Origin of the sequence: Mesorhizobium sp. (genome assembly GCF_017306585.1) — a bacterium.
Classification (GTDB): Bacteria; Pseudomonadota; Alphaproteobacteria; order Rhizobiales; family Rhizobiaceae; genus Mesorhizobium.
Genome location: NZ_JAFKIC010000136.1, coordinates 28,984 through 44,655 on the forward strand (window position 1 = coordinate 28,984; position 15,672 = coordinate 44,655).

The 15,672-nt window shown below is 64.5% G+C and carries 11 protein-coding genes; 6 read left to right on the forward strand and 5 right to left on the reverse strand.

Going from position 1 to position 15,672, the window contains the following annotated elements; all coding sequences use genetic code 11:
- Nucleotides 1–10: 10 nt before the first annotated feature.
- The 5 genes from J0I79_RS13900 to J0I79_RS13920 all read right to left on the reverse strand — a co-directional run bounded on the left by J0I79_RS13900 (nt 11) and on the right by J0I79_RS13920 (nt 9,613).
- Nucleotides 11–1,525 carry a malonyl-CoA synthase gene (locus J0I79_RS13900; protein ID WP_292859223.1) on the reverse strand — a complete coding sequence of 505 codons (1,515 nt, stop codon included), beginning with the start codon at nt 1,523–1,525 and terminating at the stop codon, nt 11–13.
- A gap of 178 nt (nt 1,526–1,703) precedes the next feature.
- A complete protein-coding gene (locus J0I79_RS13905) occupies nt 1,704–2,450 on the reverse strand; it encodes a GntR family transcriptional regulator (protein ID WP_292859226.1) in 747 nt (248 codons plus the stop codon).
- A 404-nt stretch (nt 2,451–2,854) separates the two neighbouring features.
- Nucleotides 2,855–3,532 (reverse strand): ribulose-phosphate 3-epimerase, encoded by a 678-nt coding sequence (gene rpe, locus J0I79_RS13910; protein WP_140812244.1) that lies wholly within the window; start codon nt 3,530–3,532, stop codon nt 2,855–2,857.
- Nucleotides 3,533–3,747: 215 nt separating this feature from the next.
- A complete protein-coding gene (locus tag J0I79_RS13915; protein ID WP_292859235.1) occupies nt 3,748–7,617 on the reverse strand; it encodes a hypothetical protein in 3,870 nt (1,289 codons plus the stop codon).
- Between the two features lie 10 nt (nt 7,618–7,627).
- Nucleotides 7,628–9,613, reverse strand: coding sequence for a hypothetical protein (locus J0I79_RS13920; RefSeq protein ID WP_292859238.1), 1,986 nt, complete (start codon nt 9,611–9,613; stop codon nt 7,628–7,630).
- 489 nt (nt 9,614–10,102) lie between these two features.
- On the opposite strand from J0I79_RS13920, the gene dnaK reads away from it, so the two are divergent.
- The 6 genes from dnaK to J0I79_RS13950 all read left to right on the forward strand — a co-directional run.
- Nucleotides 10,103–12,019 (forward strand): molecular chaperone DnaK, encoded by a 1,917-nt coding sequence (dnaK, locus tag J0I79_RS13925; RefSeq protein ID WP_292859241.1) that lies wholly within the window; start codon nt 10,103–10,105, stop codon nt 12,017–12,019.
- A gap of 203 nt (nt 12,020–12,222) precedes the next feature.
- Nucleotides 12,223–13,353: a molecular chaperone DnaJ gene (dnaJ, locus tag J0I79_RS13930; protein WP_292859244.1), complete on the forward strand. Its 1,131-nt coding sequence runs from the start codon at nt 12,223–12,225 to the stop codon at nt 13,351–13,353.
- 165 nt (nt 13,354–13,518) lie between these two features.
- Entirely contained in the window at nt 13,519–14,136 is a 618-nt protein-coding gene (gene pmtA, locus J0I79_RS13935) for a phospholipid N-methyltransferase PmtA (protein WP_292859247.1), read from the forward strand.
- A 92-nt stretch (nt 14,137–14,228) separates the two neighbouring features.
- On the forward strand, nt 14,229–14,825 hold the full coding sequence (locus tag J0I79_RS13940) for an NADPH-dependent FMN reductase (protein ID WP_292859250.1): 597 nt from the start codon (nt 14,229–14,231) through the stop codon (nt 14,823–14,825).
- Nucleotides 14,825–15,520, forward strand: a complete 696-nt coding sequence (gene pyrF / locus J0I79_RS13945) for an orotidine-5'-phosphate decarboxylase (protein ID WP_292859253.1) — start codon at nt 14,825–14,827, stop codon at nt 15,518–15,520. The genes J0I79_RS13940 and pyrF overlap by 1 nt, the downstream gene beginning before the upstream one ends.
- Before the next feature lie 29 nt (nt 15,521–15,549).
- On the forward strand, nt 15,550–15,672 hold a 123-nt coding region (locus J0I79_RS13950; RefSeq protein WP_292859256.1), incomplete at its 3' end, for a DUF1330 domain-containing protein.

Below are 15,672 nucleotides of genomic sequence, written 5' to 3' on the forward strand. Positions count from 1 at the left end.
TCGCCCCCGTTCAGGAGCGATAGAGGTCCTTGTAGGCATCGCGAAGCAGGTTCTTCTGCACCTTGCCCATCGTGTTGCGCGGCAATTCGTCGACGAACACCACCTGCTTGGGATGCTTGTACCTGGCCAGCCGGCCGGCGATGGCGCCGAGAATCTCGGCCGCTGTGATGCGCGATGCCGGCGCCCGCACGACGACAGCGGTGACGCCTTCGCCGAAATCAGGATGGGCTACGCCGATGACCGCGCTTTCGGCGACCCCTTCCAGCGCGTCGATCTCGCTTTCGAGTTCCTTCGGGTAGATGTTGTAGCCGCCCGAGATGATCAGGTCCTTGCCACGGCCGACAATGTGGACATAGCCGTCGGCGTCGACGATGCCGAGATCTCCGGTGATGAAGAAGCCATCGGCGCGGAATTCCGCCCTGGTTTTTTCCGGCATGCGCCAGTAGCCGCCAAACACGTTCGGACCCTTGACCTCGATCATGCCGACCTCGCCCTGGAGGAGCGGCTTGCCGTTGTCGGGATCGGCGATGCGTAGCGATACGCCGGGCAAGGGGAAACCGACCGTGCCGGCCCGCCGTTCGCCTTCATAGGGGTTCGACGTGTTCATGTTGGTCTCGGTCATGCCGTAGCGCTCAAGGATGGCGTGGCCGGTACGCTGGCGCCAGGCCTGATGCGTCTCGGCCAGCAGCGGCGCCGAGCCGGAAACGAACAACCGGATGTTCTTCGCCGCCTCGCTGTCCAGTCCCTCCTGTTGCAGCAGCCTGACATATAAGGTCGGCACGCCCATCAGCGTGGTGGCGCGCGGCAGCAGCGAGACGATGCGGCCGGCATCGAATTTCCGCTCGAACAGCATCGAGGCGCCGGCCATCAGGATAACGTTGGTTGCGACGAACAGGCCGTGCGTGTGGAAGATCGGCAGGGCGTGGATCAGCACATCGTTTGCTGTGAAGCGCCATTGATCGACAAGCACCCGCGCGTTCGAGGCGAGGTTCTCGTGGCTGAGCATGGCGCCCTTCGAACGGCCGGTCGTTCCCGACGTATAGAGGATCGCGGCGAGATCGTCGGGGCCGCGTTCGACATCGTGGAAATCAGTCGACTGACGCGACGCCTGATCCGTCAGGGATCCCTGGCCATTCTGATCGAGCGTGACGACGGCGGCACCCGCCGCCTCGGCCATGCGCCCGATGTCGGCCGATTTCGCGGGATCGCAGACGATGACGCGCGGCTCCGCGTCTGCGAAGAAATAGCCGAGTTCGGTCAGCGTGTAGGCGGTGTTGAGCGGCAGGAAGACCGCGCCGGCGCGCACGCAGGCGAGGTAGAGCAGGACCGCCTCCGGGCTCTTCTCGACCTGCACGGCAACCCGGTCGCCGGGCTCGATATCCAGTTGCAGGAGCGCATGCGCGAGCTGCGCCGATCGCGCCAGCATATCGCCGTAAGTGAGCGAGCGCCCATCATCGGTCTCCATCAACAGACGCCCCGGCGCCGGCATGCTGGACCGGAACGCGTCGAACAGATGATTACCCATGAAGTCTTCCTGCTGTGGCGGCAATGGCGACGCCGGGCATGCCACCCAGCCGGCATGCATCGGCCGCGAAGAGTTCGCGGTTCTTGGCCACGGCGTCAAGGTCGCAAACCACGGGCCAGAATATCCGGCCCGGCGGAAACCTGCCTGACGTGTGATCACAAGACGGCCGAAACCCCGCTTAGCGGCGCGCGCGCTGTCCCGGGGCAGCGGTAGCCTTTGCGTCTTCGCCTTGCCTGAAGCGCTGCATGCACATGGCCGCTGTCAGCTGGTAATGATCGACCAGCGCCTGGACGGCGCCATCGGCGTTTCCGTCCAGAGCGCATTCGGCGATCAGCCGGTGTTCCCCGAAGTCGTCGCGCTGCATGCTTTCGCGGTCATTGGCCATCTGCCGGTAGCGGTAGGCGTGATCGGAAAGCTGATCGCAGAACCCCACCAGCCAGTGCGACCGGCAGGCCGAGATCAACACGCGATGGAATGTGCGGTGCAGCTTTTCCCAATCCAGGTCGAGCGACGAGAGATTCTGCGGCGAAAGACGCGAGGCACGCCCCAGGCGATGCAGCGCCAGCACCAGCTGTTCTTCCCATTCGGCGGTGCGGTGGGTGATGGATTCGCGAAGCGCCCGTTCCTCAAGCCAGCAGCGGGTGCGTGTCAGTTCCTCGAGTTCGGCCGCGCTGACCGGCATGATGAAAAAACCACGCTGGTCGTGACGGCCAAGGAGCCCCTCGGAGGCAAGGCGATTGAGCGCCTCGCGAACCGGTGACGCACCGGCGCCATATCTGGAAACGACCCATTCGACCCGCAGCTTGCTTCCCGTCCCGAGAACGCCGCCGAGAAGATCATCGCGAAGTTGATGATAGACCGTGCTGGCGAGCGTACTCTTGGCACCCGTGCCGTCGTCGTTCAGATTGGCAGCGCCGTATGTCAAAATCGACTCCTTGTCCCCAACTCTTGTCTTGGGCAATTCGAGTCCGAAAACAGTCCCTTTCCGTACATGTACCATATAGCGCCCGCCTTCAGACCCTCAAGCACAAGATCGTGTTATTGTACTTTAGGACAAAGAAAAGTATCGAAAACGGCAGTTTGACGAGCGACTTCGTGGCCCTCCACAACCAGTAGAAACTTAACATGTTTCGTATGCACGCAGGATCATCTGTTTCCGTGTTCCCGTGCGAGCATCTTTTCTGCCGCGCGCAAAGATAATGGCTGGCTTCTCCCGAATCAGGCCTCCGTGCAGGCCTGATTCGGGCGCATCAAGTTGCTCCCGACAAGACGATCCTTAGCCGGCCTTTTTGGAATGTCGGGTTGGACGCTCGCGCGGAACTGCCGGCACTAGCCGGCGGCCTTGTCCGCCGCGGTCCTGATCGCCTCGATGTTGGCGCGATAGGCTTCGACGCTGCCGCCCTTGAAGATGGCGGCGCCCGCCACCAGCACGTCGGCTCCGGCTGATGTTACCAATGGCGCGGTCTCCGGCGAAACGCCGCCATCGATCTCGATGCGGATCGGCCGGTCGCCGATCAGCGCCTTGACCCGTCTCACCTTGTCGACCATGGCAGGAATGAAGGCCTGGCCGCCAAAGCCTGGATTGACCGTCATGATCAGGATCAGGTCGAGCCGGTCAAGCACATATTCGACAGCGCTTTCCGGCGTTGCCGGATTGAGGGAGACACCGGCCTTCTTGCCGAGGTTCCTGATCGTCTGCAGCGAGCGGTCGAGATGCGGCCCGGCCTCGGCATGCACGGTCATGCCGTCGCAGCCGGCCTCTGCGAAAGCTGCGAGGTAGGGATCGGCGGGCGCGATCATCAGATGACAGTCGAAGAAAGCCTTGGTGCGGTTGCGGATCGCCTTGATGACCGGCGGGCCGAAGGTGATGTTGGGCACGAAATGCCCGTCCATCACATCGAGATGGATCCAGTCGGCGCCGGCCGCGGCCACCGCCTCGACCTCGTCGCCGAGCTTCGAAAAATCCGACGCCAGCACTGAAGGCGCGATCAAGGTCTTTTTGCTCATGCTACGGCCTTTCCCGCTGCCTTTTTCATCTGGTCACTGCCAACCGACTGCCTAAAGCGCTGCCGGCGACTTGTCGAGGGCAGAAGCAGGGTGGCTCCACAAGGCTGGGACGGCATGGCGGCAATCGCCAATCGTGCATCAGCCATTTTCGGCGGCCCATGAAAAAACCCGCCGGATCGCTCCGGCGGGTTTCTGACCTGGTTTCCAGCGGCTGGCTATTGCTGCTGCAGTTTCAGGATTCTGTTGGGAACAGCATCCTGCTGGTCAGTCTGCGGCCGGCGCCGCGGCAGCACCTGCTGCAGCAGCAGGCCGGGGTTGACCTCCAGTGATGGCTGTCCGCGCATCGGCCGGCAGTTCGGAAACCGCCCGACGGTGCCTTCCGGACAGTGCCGCCTCAAGATCGGCTGGCACTGGCCATTGACCATCTGCGCGCCGGGAGCGCATTCGCTCTGCTGCCTGGACCGGCGGCATGCGCCGTCGATCACGTCGGTCCCGCGCGGACAGACACATTCGCCACGCTTGTTGTGGATCTGGCCGCGTATGTCGCACTGCTGGACCACCGGACCCGGCCGGCGGCAGGCATTGCCCTGCACCTCGGTACCCCGCGGGCAGACGCAATTGCCATTGGCGTCATGGACCTGGCCGCGGATGGTGCACTGGTCGGGCTTCGGCCGGACCGGACGGCACGCTCCGTTGCGCACCTCCATGCCTTGCGGACAGACGCAATCGCCATCGCCATTGCGGATCTGACCGGGGATGCGGCACTGCTGCGGCTTCGGCCGGATCTGACGGCAGGCGCCGTCGCGCACCTCGGTGCCTTGCGGGCAGACACAATCGCCGTCGGCGTCATGAATCTGGCCGCGGATGGTGCACTGCTGCGGCTTCGGCCTGTCGGGGACGCAGGCATTGGCCTTCCTGTCGAGATGCGTGCCATCCGGGCAGTAGCAGCCATTGCCGTCCGATGTCGGCACCGAGCCTGGTATGGTGCAGCCGGGCCGATCCGTCTTGACGCAGACGCCATTTTCCAGCTCCGTGCCGCGCGGGCAGACGCAGCGTCCGTCCTCGGTGCGGATCTGGCCTTCGAGCAGCACGCAGCGCGGCGGCGGCGGCACGGGAAGCGGCAGAAGATGGGTACCGCCGCCATCGGACGTGCACTGGCCGTTGCGGAAGGTGGTGCCTTCGGGGCAGACGCATCTGCCGGCCGAGTTCATCACCAGGCCGTTCGAGCACTGGTTCTTCACCTCATGCGTGATGGTGAAGGGGTGGCACGCATAGGCCTTGCCACGATCGCCCTGCACGTTGGTCTGGTCGCCGGCGAGCACGTCGCCGCCGCCCTGCACCCGTGTGTCGGGTGACAGGACGCCAACGCAGTTCTGGCCGTTGACGTTGCCCTGCAGATTGGCCAGGCGGCCATCGTCGGGGATAACCACCGTGACATGGTGCGACTGGCTTTCGCCGGCGCCGAGCGTCAGGTTTGCTATGCAGGACGCCGGCAGGGTCGCCGGTTCGGGCGAGCAGCCGAAGGGCGGGTCGATCGAGGTGATCGCGACGCCGTCCAGCCGGCCGAGGCCGTCCACGCCGATCGCATCACCGATGCGGACCGGACCGGAGAAGGGGCTCGTCCCATCGTTTGTTATGGTGATGTCGAACGAGCAGGGCTGGCCGAGCCTGCATTCGCGATCGCCGGTCTTCTCGACACGAATGGTCGAGGAGCCGCCGCCCTTGGCGCAGGCCTGGCCGATCGGACGGACGACGTCGTCGCCCTGCGCCGGCCCGTAGGAGCCGCGCGCGCAGTTCTCGAACTCGCCATTGGCCGAGACCGTCACATCGAAGTGCCTGGAGGTTCCGGGCGTCATGACGGAACCCGGGATCTGGCACGACAGCGTGTTGGCCGGGACCGGGCCGCAAGCCCATTCCGCACCGTCAGGGGTGACGGTCTGGATCTGGACGGGCGCTCCGCCCGAGACCAGCGTGGCGGCATCGTCGACACGCACCGGGCCGGTCGGTGCAGCCGTGCCGGCATTGCTGACGGTGATGCGGCAGGAGACCGCCGCGGCACCGGCCAGCGAGCCGCTGCACACCTTGGTGATGCGCAGGCCGGGCTGGCCGCCATTGGGATGACGGACGCGTTCGGTGGCGCAGGCCTTGTTGTTGGTGAGATCGGTCTCGCCGGGGATCGGCTTCACCTCGGCGCAATTCTGAACCGTGTCCGACCGGTAGCTGGCCGGCACCACCGCCTTGACGAAGATCGGCGTCGAGCCGCCCGGAGGCAGAGAGATGCCGGCATTGTCGCAGCGGAACTGACCGGGGCCGTTCGGGCCGCAAGTCCAGGGCGGGCTCGGGCCGAAGGTCGAGGAGGTGGGCGCGCCGCTGGGGTAGTTGTCGATCACCGTCAACGGCCCGTTATAGGTCACGGTGCTGTTGTTGATGATATCGATCACGAAGGTGCAGACGCCGTCGCCGGTGCAGACTTCCGTGCGCGCACGCTTCTTCAGGATCAGGTCTACCTTTTTCTCGACCGGCGGCTGGCAGTCGCGGTCACGATCGCCACGGCGGCAGATCGGGATCGAGGCGCAGCCACGGTCGTTGGCCTGGCTGCCGAACAGCGGCTTGCCGCTGGCGGCGTAGTTGTAGGCGGCGCAGTTGCGCAGCACGCTGCCCTGCCAGCCCGCCGCCGGCTTGAAGCCGAGCTTGAGGTCGACAAAGGCGCCCGGATTGAGCGTGGTCACCGGATAGGTGCACGTCATCGGGGTGGTGCCGGGGACGCAGACCCAGGGCGGGTTGGGCCCCGAACTCAGCGTCGAACCGGCCGGCAGCGTCACCTCGTCGAGCACGATCTTGCCGTTATAGGGCGCGTCGCCGACATTGGTGACCCGGATGGTGAAGTCGCAGCCGCCGGCCATGGTGCAGCGCGGAACATCGGCGTGCTTCTCGACCTTGAGGTCCGGTTCCTTGTCGCGAGGCGGACATTTCTGGTCGCGTGGAATGACGATGTCGATGGTCTGCGTGCAGCACAGGCCCCAGCCTTCCTTCGGCCCGGCATAGGTGTTGATGCCGGTGACGATGATGTGGATGGTCTCGCCCGGCGAGGCGCCGACGATCTTCCAGTTCAGCACGCCGCCGCCCGACGGCACCTGCTGGGTGTCGGGAATGATGGTGATGCCGGGGGTTGTCGTCGAGAGCTGCACCCACTTGCCGCCCATCTCGGGGCCGACCGGCATGTGGTAGATGAAGGCGCCGCCACCGGGCACGCAATCGACCGTGCCGCGCTCGACCTTGAAGCACTCATGGTCGGTCGGAGGCGGAGGTTCGCACTTCGTGACGTCGATCCTGATCGAGGTCTTAACGCCGGTGAGGATGTTGCCGTCGTCCGGCTTGGCCGGGTCCTGTGACGGGATGATGGTGCCCGTGCCGGTGCCCACGGTGACCTTGATCAGGCCCTGATTGTCGACCATGGCCGGCGCTGGAAACGCCGCATGGTCGATCTTGGCCGTGATCTGGAAGGTGATGACGCGTTCGTTCAATGCGCCCGAGCCATCGAGATCGGACGCGGAAATCCGGAAATCGGACACCGTGGCCGTGTCGTCAGGCCCAGCCGAGCTGCTGATGACGGCAGCCGGCAAGGGACCGCCGCCGGCATCGGTGCCGTCGCCGGCGACCTGCACGTTGACGATCGAAAGACCATGCGGAAGCTGGTCCTTGAATTCGAGCTTGGCGGCCTTCAACGCCGCAGCCAGGTTCGGATTGGCAAAAGCCTGCGGATCGCCGCGCAGGCCGAAGCTCAGGAAATACTCGACATAATCGCAACTGCGCTGGCCGCCTTTCTTGGTGAAGAAAGGCACCACGCGTCCCGGCTCCGGATTGACGATGCGCGGATTGTCGAACTGCAGGGGTTGGACATCCGGGCTGGCGGCCTGGATGGTCTGGGCGGCGGCCGCCGGGAGGGCGGGCGCGAGGGCGACCGCGATACCGGCCGCCATCAGCCAGCGCGCACCGCGCCTGGCATATGACAGGGGTTTCATGATCGTCTCCATGACGGTTCTTTGAGCGTTCGTGGCGAACGGGGACTGGGCAAGAATGGTCATCTTTGCCTCCTCAACGTTCGCAGCTGACGGCTGGGGTTCGGAGCGGCAAGGTCATCTTGCAGCAAGGGTAGTAACCACCCTTGTCCTTGTCGGACTTCCTGTAGAAGCAAAGTCCAACATCCACTCTGTCGCCCGGATAGTGGCCGGTGATGTTGATCGTGTAAGGCGCGCCTGGCGCATGCGACATGGGTGTGGTCACCCCGACGCCTGGCGTCCTTGACTGGGCCTTGATCGAATCGCCGCCGAAGCCGGCATGGTCATGGAGATAGAGATCAGCCTCGAGCCCGCGCGGCGTGCAGAAATACTGCACGTCCTGGACATCGAGACAGGGAGGCAGGTTGCCGGGCGGTGGGAAGTCCGGCGGATAGAAGGGAGGCAGGTAGCCGCCCGGGATTTCCTCATAATAGCCGGCGCGGCCCTCGCAGGGGCGCCAGACCCTGACGTCGCCGACATGGCCTTCCACTTGCGGATCCTCGAAATAGCCGTCGAAATCGACGAACCAGGAGCCGAAGGGGGGCACATTGGCCGGCTTGACCAGGTCCTTGGGCGTGATCTGAACGCCATGCACGGCGAGCGGGCCGCCGGCCGCGAGCTTGTCGGCGAGTTCAGGATTGTCGCGCAGCTTGTCGCCGGTGTTGACCACTGTCTGGGTGCAGACGGAGGTGTCGAGATTGCCGTCGGCGTCATAGCCATATTGCAGGTCGACGCCGCCGGCCGACTGCCGGTTGGCCTGCGGGAAGCCGACCGCATATTCCTGCGGCACTTCCACCCAGGCCGATTCCGTCGCCGGATCGTCCGGGTTCTCCCTGAAGTAGCGAATCAGCTCGCCCTTGCCGGAATCGGCGAAGCGGCTGTAGTCGTAGCGGTTTTCGATCGGACCGCGCTGGGCGAGATACATGAAGCCGCTGTTGTCGAAGGCAATGTCGGTGACGGCGTAGTCCTTGTCGGCCTTGACCGTCAGTTCCCAGCGCGGATCACCGGCGAAGGTGCCGTCGCGGGCAATGCCCACCGACCAGATCTCGGCCTTCTCGCCGACCGAGTAATAGAGCCGGCCGCCATGATAGGAGACGGCCCAGACGCGGCGCTCGTCCTGGGTGTAACCCCAGGTCTCGGGGTCCTCGGTGTCGAAGGCGGCGCCCTTGATATCCATGACGGCGCCATCGTCGGCGACGGGAGCGAGCCCGTGCGCCGGGCGCCCGGCAACGCCATGGTCGAACGTGTCGATCAGCTTGCCGCCGGCGTCGATGCGATGGACGAGGCCAGTGTCGAGATCGGAGGCGAAGAACTGGCGGTGGACGGGATCGAAGGTGATGTTGCCGATGCCGGGACCGCTGTTGGTGTCGATGTCGGCGAATTTGGAAACGGCGCCGGTGAGGCCGTCGATCTTCCAGATCGTGCCCGGCCCGCCGCCGTTTTCGGTGCCGAACTGGCCTTCCATGAAGGTGGCGTCGGCCGCGCCGCGGCGCAGCCGTTCCGGTCGACCGTCATTGTCCTTGTCCGGCGCAACGATCTCGATGCCGTGCAGCGAGGTCGCCGCGGCATAGAGGTTGGGAACACCCGACGGAACACCGTCGCGCACGCCATCGTCATAGGTAAGGCCGAAGACCTCGCCGATCTGGCCTGCCGTCACCTCGAAAGGCGGCGGCGTGAAGACGAGCTGGCCGGAGGCCGGGCCGCCCAGGTGCGAAACGTCGAAGACGCGCAGGCTGGCGCGCGAGGTGTCAATGAAGGTTTCGTCGACCGGATCGACGCCGGGCGGCAGGCCCCCCTTTTCGGAATCGGAAGAGTCGAAGTTGGGAATGACGGTGCCGGGAAAACCGGTGACCGCCATCGAACCGGGATAGATGATCTGGGTCTGGCTGTCCTGGGCGTTGGCGACGCCGCCAAGCCACAGGCCGGCGGCGAGCGTCAGCGCCAGCAATCCGCCGCCAGCGGACGCCGCGCGCAGGATGCCGCTGTTGATGGACGATACGAAAGTGCCGCGGACGCGAGACATGAAGCTACCCCCGTTAGCCACGGGAGGACCGTCCGGCGTCGCCGCGCAAATCAGGGCAAGGCGCGGTGTTCCGGCACGTTCTTCCCTGATCGAATTGTCTGCTTTCCTCACTTTTACGATACGCCTGCTCTTGTGCAGGGTCAACGGAATCAACGGGAAGCCCAGCGCGTCGACCCTGTCCCGAAGGCGGTGGTCGCGCCGAGCTCCCGTCGTTCCCGGAGACCTCTGAGTCTCTGGGTTCCTGGTCATGGGGGGCTTCCTTTCCGGGCCGCACCATGCGGCGCCTGGACCTCAGTCGCCGACAGCGGTGGAAAGGTTCACGGAAGCCTTGCGCAGAATGCTTGCGCCCGATGCCGCCTGTTCTTATATACGCGCCAAGCCGTGCGGCGCCGGAACAACAGGTGCCGTACGGGATTTCTTGTGAACAGGGGCTTTCGTCGGAACGCCTTCACGGGTCCTGAAAGCCTGCTTAGCGGAGAGACTAGAACAATGGCAAAAGTAATCGGTATCGACCTCGGCACCACAAATTCCTGCATCGCCATCATGGATGGCAAGGAACCCAAAGTGATAGAGAATGCGGAAGGCGCGCGCACGACGCCTTCCATCGTCGCCATCTCGGGCGACGGCGAACGTCTCGTCGGCCAGCCCGCCAAGCGCCAGGCGGTCACCAATCCTGAAAACACCATCTTCGCGGTCAAGCGCCTGATCGGCCGCCGCTATGACGATCCGGTGACGGAGAAGGACAAGAAGCTTGTCCCCTACAAGATCGTCAAGGGCGACAATGGCGATGCCTGGGTCGAGGCCGGCGGCAAGAAGCAGTCGCCCAGCCAGATCTCGGCCATGATCCTGCAGAAGATGAAGGAAACGGCGGAAGCCTATCTCGGCGAGAAGGTCGAGAAGGCGGTCATCACCGTTCCGGCCTATTTCAACGACGCCCAGCGCCAGGCCACCAAGGATGCCGGCAAGATCGCCGGCCTCGAAGTGCTGCGCATCATAAACGAGCCGACTGCCGCAGCACTCGCCTACGGCCTCGACAAGAAGGACGGCAAGACCATCGCCGTCTATGACCTTGGCGGCGGCACGTTCGACATTTCGGTGCTTGAAATCGGCGACGGCGTGTTCGAGGTCAAGTCGACCAATGGCGACACCTTCCTCGGCGGTGAGGATTTCGATATGCGCCTGGTCGAGTACCTGGCGGCCGAGTTCAAGAAGGAACAGGGTATCGACCTGAAGAACGACAAGCTTGCCCTGCAGCGCCTGAAGGAGGCGGCTGAAAAGGCCAAGATCGAACTATCGTCGACGACGCAGACCGAAATCAACCTGCCCTTCATCACCGCCGACGCCACCGGCCCGAAGCACCTGACGCTGAAGCTGACCCGCGCCAAGTTCGAAAGCCTGGTCGAGGATCTCGTCCAGCGCACCATCGAGCCCTGCAAGGCGGCGCTCAAGGATGCGGGCCTGAAGGCCGGCGAAATCGACGAGGTTGTCCTGGTCGGCGGTATGACCCGCATGCCCAAGATCCAGGAGATCGTGAAGCAGTTCTTCGGCAAGGAGCCGCACAAGGGCGTCAACCCCGATGAGGTCGTCGCGCTCGGCGCCGCCATCCAGGCCGGCGTGCTGCAGGGCGACGTCAAGGACGTGCTGTTGCTCGACGTGACCCCGCTGTCGCTGGGCATCGAGACGCTGGGCGGCGTGTTCACCCGGCTGATCGAGCGCAACACGACGATCCCGACCAAGAAGAGCCAGGTGTTCTCGACCGCTGAAGACTCGCAGTCGGCCGTGACCATCCGCGTCTTCCAGGGCGAGCGTGAAATGGCCGCCGACAACAAGGCGCTTGGCCAGTTCGACCTGGTCGGCATCCCGCCGGCGCCGCGCGGCGTGCCGCAGATCGAGGTCACCTTCGACATCGACGCCAACGGCATCGTCAACGTGTCGGCCAAGGACAAGGGCACCGGCAAGGAGCACCAGATCCGCATCCAGGCTTCCGGCGGCCTTTCCGACGCCGACATCGAGAAGATGGTCAAGGACGCCGAGGCCAATGCCGAGACCGACAAGAAGCGTCGCGGCCTGGTCGAGGCTCGCAACCAGGCCGAGGCGCTGGTGCATTCCTCGGAGAAGTCGCTGAAGGAATATGGCGACAAGGTCTCCGAGGCCGACCGTACGGCGATTTCGGATGCCATCGCGGCACTGAAGACCGCCGCCGAGGGCGACGACGCGGCCAACATCGAGGCCAAGAGCCAGGCGCTCGCCGAAGCTTCGATGAAGCTCGGCCAGGCCATGTACGAGGCCTCGCAGAAGGAAGCCGCGGAAGCCGACGCCAAGGCGGACGCCGCCAAGGACAGCGATGTTGTCGATGCCGATTTCGAGGAAATCGACGAAGACGACGACAAGAAGAAGTCGGCCTGAGCCGTCTGACGGCAAGATAAAGTGGAAAGCCCGGCGCAAAGCCGGGCTTTTTTGCAACCCGGCCGAAAAAAGTGACAGAAAAAACCCGGACAGACGCACGCCAGCACTGGCATCCGGGCGGCACCGATCCTAAATCGAAACGACGTGCCGGCAAACGACGCGACAATGCATCAAGACGTTGAGCATCCGGACAGCGGGAAAAAATGAAAGCTGATTTCTACGAAACGCTGGGCGTCCAGAAGGGCGCCGACGACAAGGAACTCAAGAGCGCTTTCCGCAAGCTCGCCATGCAGTTCCATCCCGACCGCAACCCCGGCGACCATGCCTGCGAGCACAAGTTCAAGGAAATCAACGAGGCCTATGAGACGCTGAAGGACCCGCAGAAGCGCGCGGCCTATGATCGTTTCGGCCACGCCGCCTTCGAGCAGGGCGGCATGAATGGCGGCGCGCACGGCTTTGGCGCCGGCGGCTTCGCCGATATCTTCGAGGACATTTTCGGCGATATGATGGGCGGGCGCCAGCGCCGCTCGTCAGGCGGCCGCGAGCGCGGGGCCGACCTGCGCTACAACATGGAAATCTCGCTGGAAGAGGCATTTTCCGGCAAGACCGCGCAGATCCGCGTGCCGGCCTCGATCTCCTGCTCGGAATGCTCGGGCAGCGGCGCCAAGCCGGGCACGCAGCCGGTCACCTGCTCGATGTGCAACGGCCACGGCAAGGTGCGCGCCACGCAGGGCTTCTTCTCGATCGAGCGCACCTGCCCGCAATGTCAGGGCCGCGGCCAGACGATCAAGGATCCATGCCCGAAATGCGCCGGCCAGGGCCGCGTAACCGAGGAGCGCTCGCTGTCGGTCAACATTCCGGCCGGCATCGAGGACGGCACCCGCATCCGGCTCGCCAATGAGGGCGAGGCCGGCCTGCGCGGCGGGCCATCGGGCGACCTCTACATTTTCCTGGCGGTGAAGCCGCACGAGTTCTTCCAGCGCGACGGCGCCGATCTCTACTGCAAGGTGCCGATCTCGATGACGACAGCCGCCCTTGGCGGTTCGTTCGAGGTGACGACGCTCGACGGCACGCAGACCAAGGTCAAGGTGACCGAGGGCACGCAGAACGGGCGCCAGTTCCGTCTCAAGGGCAAGGGCATGCCGGTGCTGCGCCAGCCCAATGTCGGCGACCTCTACATCCAGACCGCGGTCGAGACGCCGCAGAACCTGTCGCGGCGCCAGCGCGAATTGCTGGAGGAGTTCGAACAGCTCTCCTCGCAGGACAATTCGCCTCAATCGAGCGGCTTCTTCGCCCGCATGAAGGACTTTTTCGAATCCTTCGGCGAGCGCTGAACCCCTGCTGGATGCGGCAAGCCGGGGCGTGTACGGGAAGTCGCGAACCGCATCGCTTTTCAGGCGCGACGAAATCTATCTTATCCACGACATCGGCAGGGCCGCGCCTTGCCTTGCGTCAACCAGGTGTTAAGTAGCTTGCGAGGGGCGTTGAGGAGAGCTTGCATGACACGTGGTCACGGACTGCGGAAGACGCTTGCCGAGAAGTTCGACGACGAACTCAAATTCTTCAAGGGCTGGATCGACAAGCCGAAGACCGTCGGGTCGATCGTTCCGACCAGTTCCGTCACCGCCCGCAAGATGGCCTCGATCGTCAATCCGAAGTCCGGCCTGCCGGTGCTCGAGGTCGGCCCCGGCACGGGCGTCATCACCCGCGCCATCCTGGCGCAAGGCGTCCGCCCCGAGAACCTCTATGCCGTCGAATATTCCACGGACTTCGTGCGCCACCTGCGCCGGCTCTATCCGGGCGTCAATGTCATCGAGGGTGACGCCTTCAACATCAACGCGACGCTTGGCGAGCGCAGCGGAATGGTCTTCGATTCCGTCGTTTCGGGCGTGCCGCTGCTCAACTTCCCGGTCGCCCAGCGCATCGCCTATATCGAAAGCCTGCTCGACCGCATTCCGGCCGGGCGCCCGATCGTGCAATTGACCTACGGCCCGATGTCGCCGATCCCACCCGGACGCGGCGACTATACGGTGGAGCATTTCGACTTCATCATCCGCAACATCCCGCCGACGCGGTTGTGGATCTATCGAAGGGAAAATAAGGGAGTAAGGCAGTAGGGCAGTAGGGCAGTAGGGATAGTCTGGAGACTGAACCGCCTTTCCCTACTGCCCTACTGCCTTACTCCCCTACTGCCCTCGCGAAGCGAACCATGGCAGTGATCCCGAGAATCCTCGTCTTCGCCGGATCGATCCGGGTCGGCGCCTATAGCGGCAGGACCGCCGACGCGGCTCTCAGGGAACTTGCGGTGCAGGGCGCCGTGGCGACCCGCATTTCACTTGCCGACTACCCCTTGCCGATCCTCGACGAGGACCTGGAGAGGGAAAAGGGCGTCCCCGAAAACGCCGTGAAACTCGGCCGTCTGATATCAGGCCATGACGGGCTGCTGATCGCCACGCCTGAATATAACGGCTCGATCCCGCCGCTGCTCAAGAACACGATTGACTGGGTGAGCCGCGTACGCAGGGATGGCGGCCGGCCGGTTCGGCCGCTTGCCGGCAAGGTCGCCGGCCTCTGCTCGTCCTCCAACGGGCATTTTGCCGGCATACGCTGCATCAACCATCTGCGCGCCGTGCTGGTGCGCTGCCAGATGGAGGTGGTGACGCCGGAGTGCTCGGTGCCGGATGGCGGCGACGCCTTCGACGGCGAGGGCAATTTCCGTGACGAAAGACTGCACACATCGATGGAGCACCTATGCCGAACGCTGATCGAAACCTCGCGCATGCTGTCCACCCGGATCGAGGCGTGATGGTCGATACGATGAGGGAACGGCTGATCGTCGGCCTCGACGTGCCCACGCTGAAAGAGGCCGAGCAGGCGGTGCGCGAACTCGACGGCCTCGTCTCTTTCTACAAGGTCGGCTATCAGCTGGCCTTTGCCGGCGGGCTCGACTTCGCCCGTGAACTGGCCAGCGGCGGCACGAAAGTCTTCCTCGACATGAAGCTGCTCGACATCGACCACACCGTGGCCAAGGGCGTCGAGAACATCGTCAGGATGGGCATGACCATGCTTACCATCCACGCCTATCCCAAGGCGATGCGCGCGGCGGTGGAAGCGGCCAGGGGCAGCGACCTTTGCCTGCTCGCCGTCAGCGTGCTGACCTCGATGGACGAGCAGGACATGATCGATGTCGGCTATGAGTACGACCCGCACACGCTGGTGCTGAGGCGCTCGGAACAGGCGCTGCATGCGGGCATGGGCGGCATTGTCTGCTCGGCGGCGGAAGCCGAGGCGGTGCGGCGCATCGTCGGGCCGGACATGGCGGTGGTGACGCCCGGCATCCGGCCGGCGGGCAGCGACCATGGCGACCAGAAGCGTGTGATGACGCCGGCGCAGGCGATCCGCAACGGCTCCAGCCACCTCGTCGTCGGCCGTCCGATCGTGGCGGCCAGCGACCGGCGGGCGGCGGCTGAAGCCATCCTCGACGAAATGCGCTCGGCATAAATTCAAACGAACGATTCCGGAGGAAGAGAATGCCCAAGGGATACTGGATCGCCCGCGTCGATGTGCGCGACGCCGAAGGCTACAAGGATTATGTGGCTGCCGCCAAACCCGCTTTCGAACGCTTCGGGGCGAAATTCCTGGCCCGCGGCGGC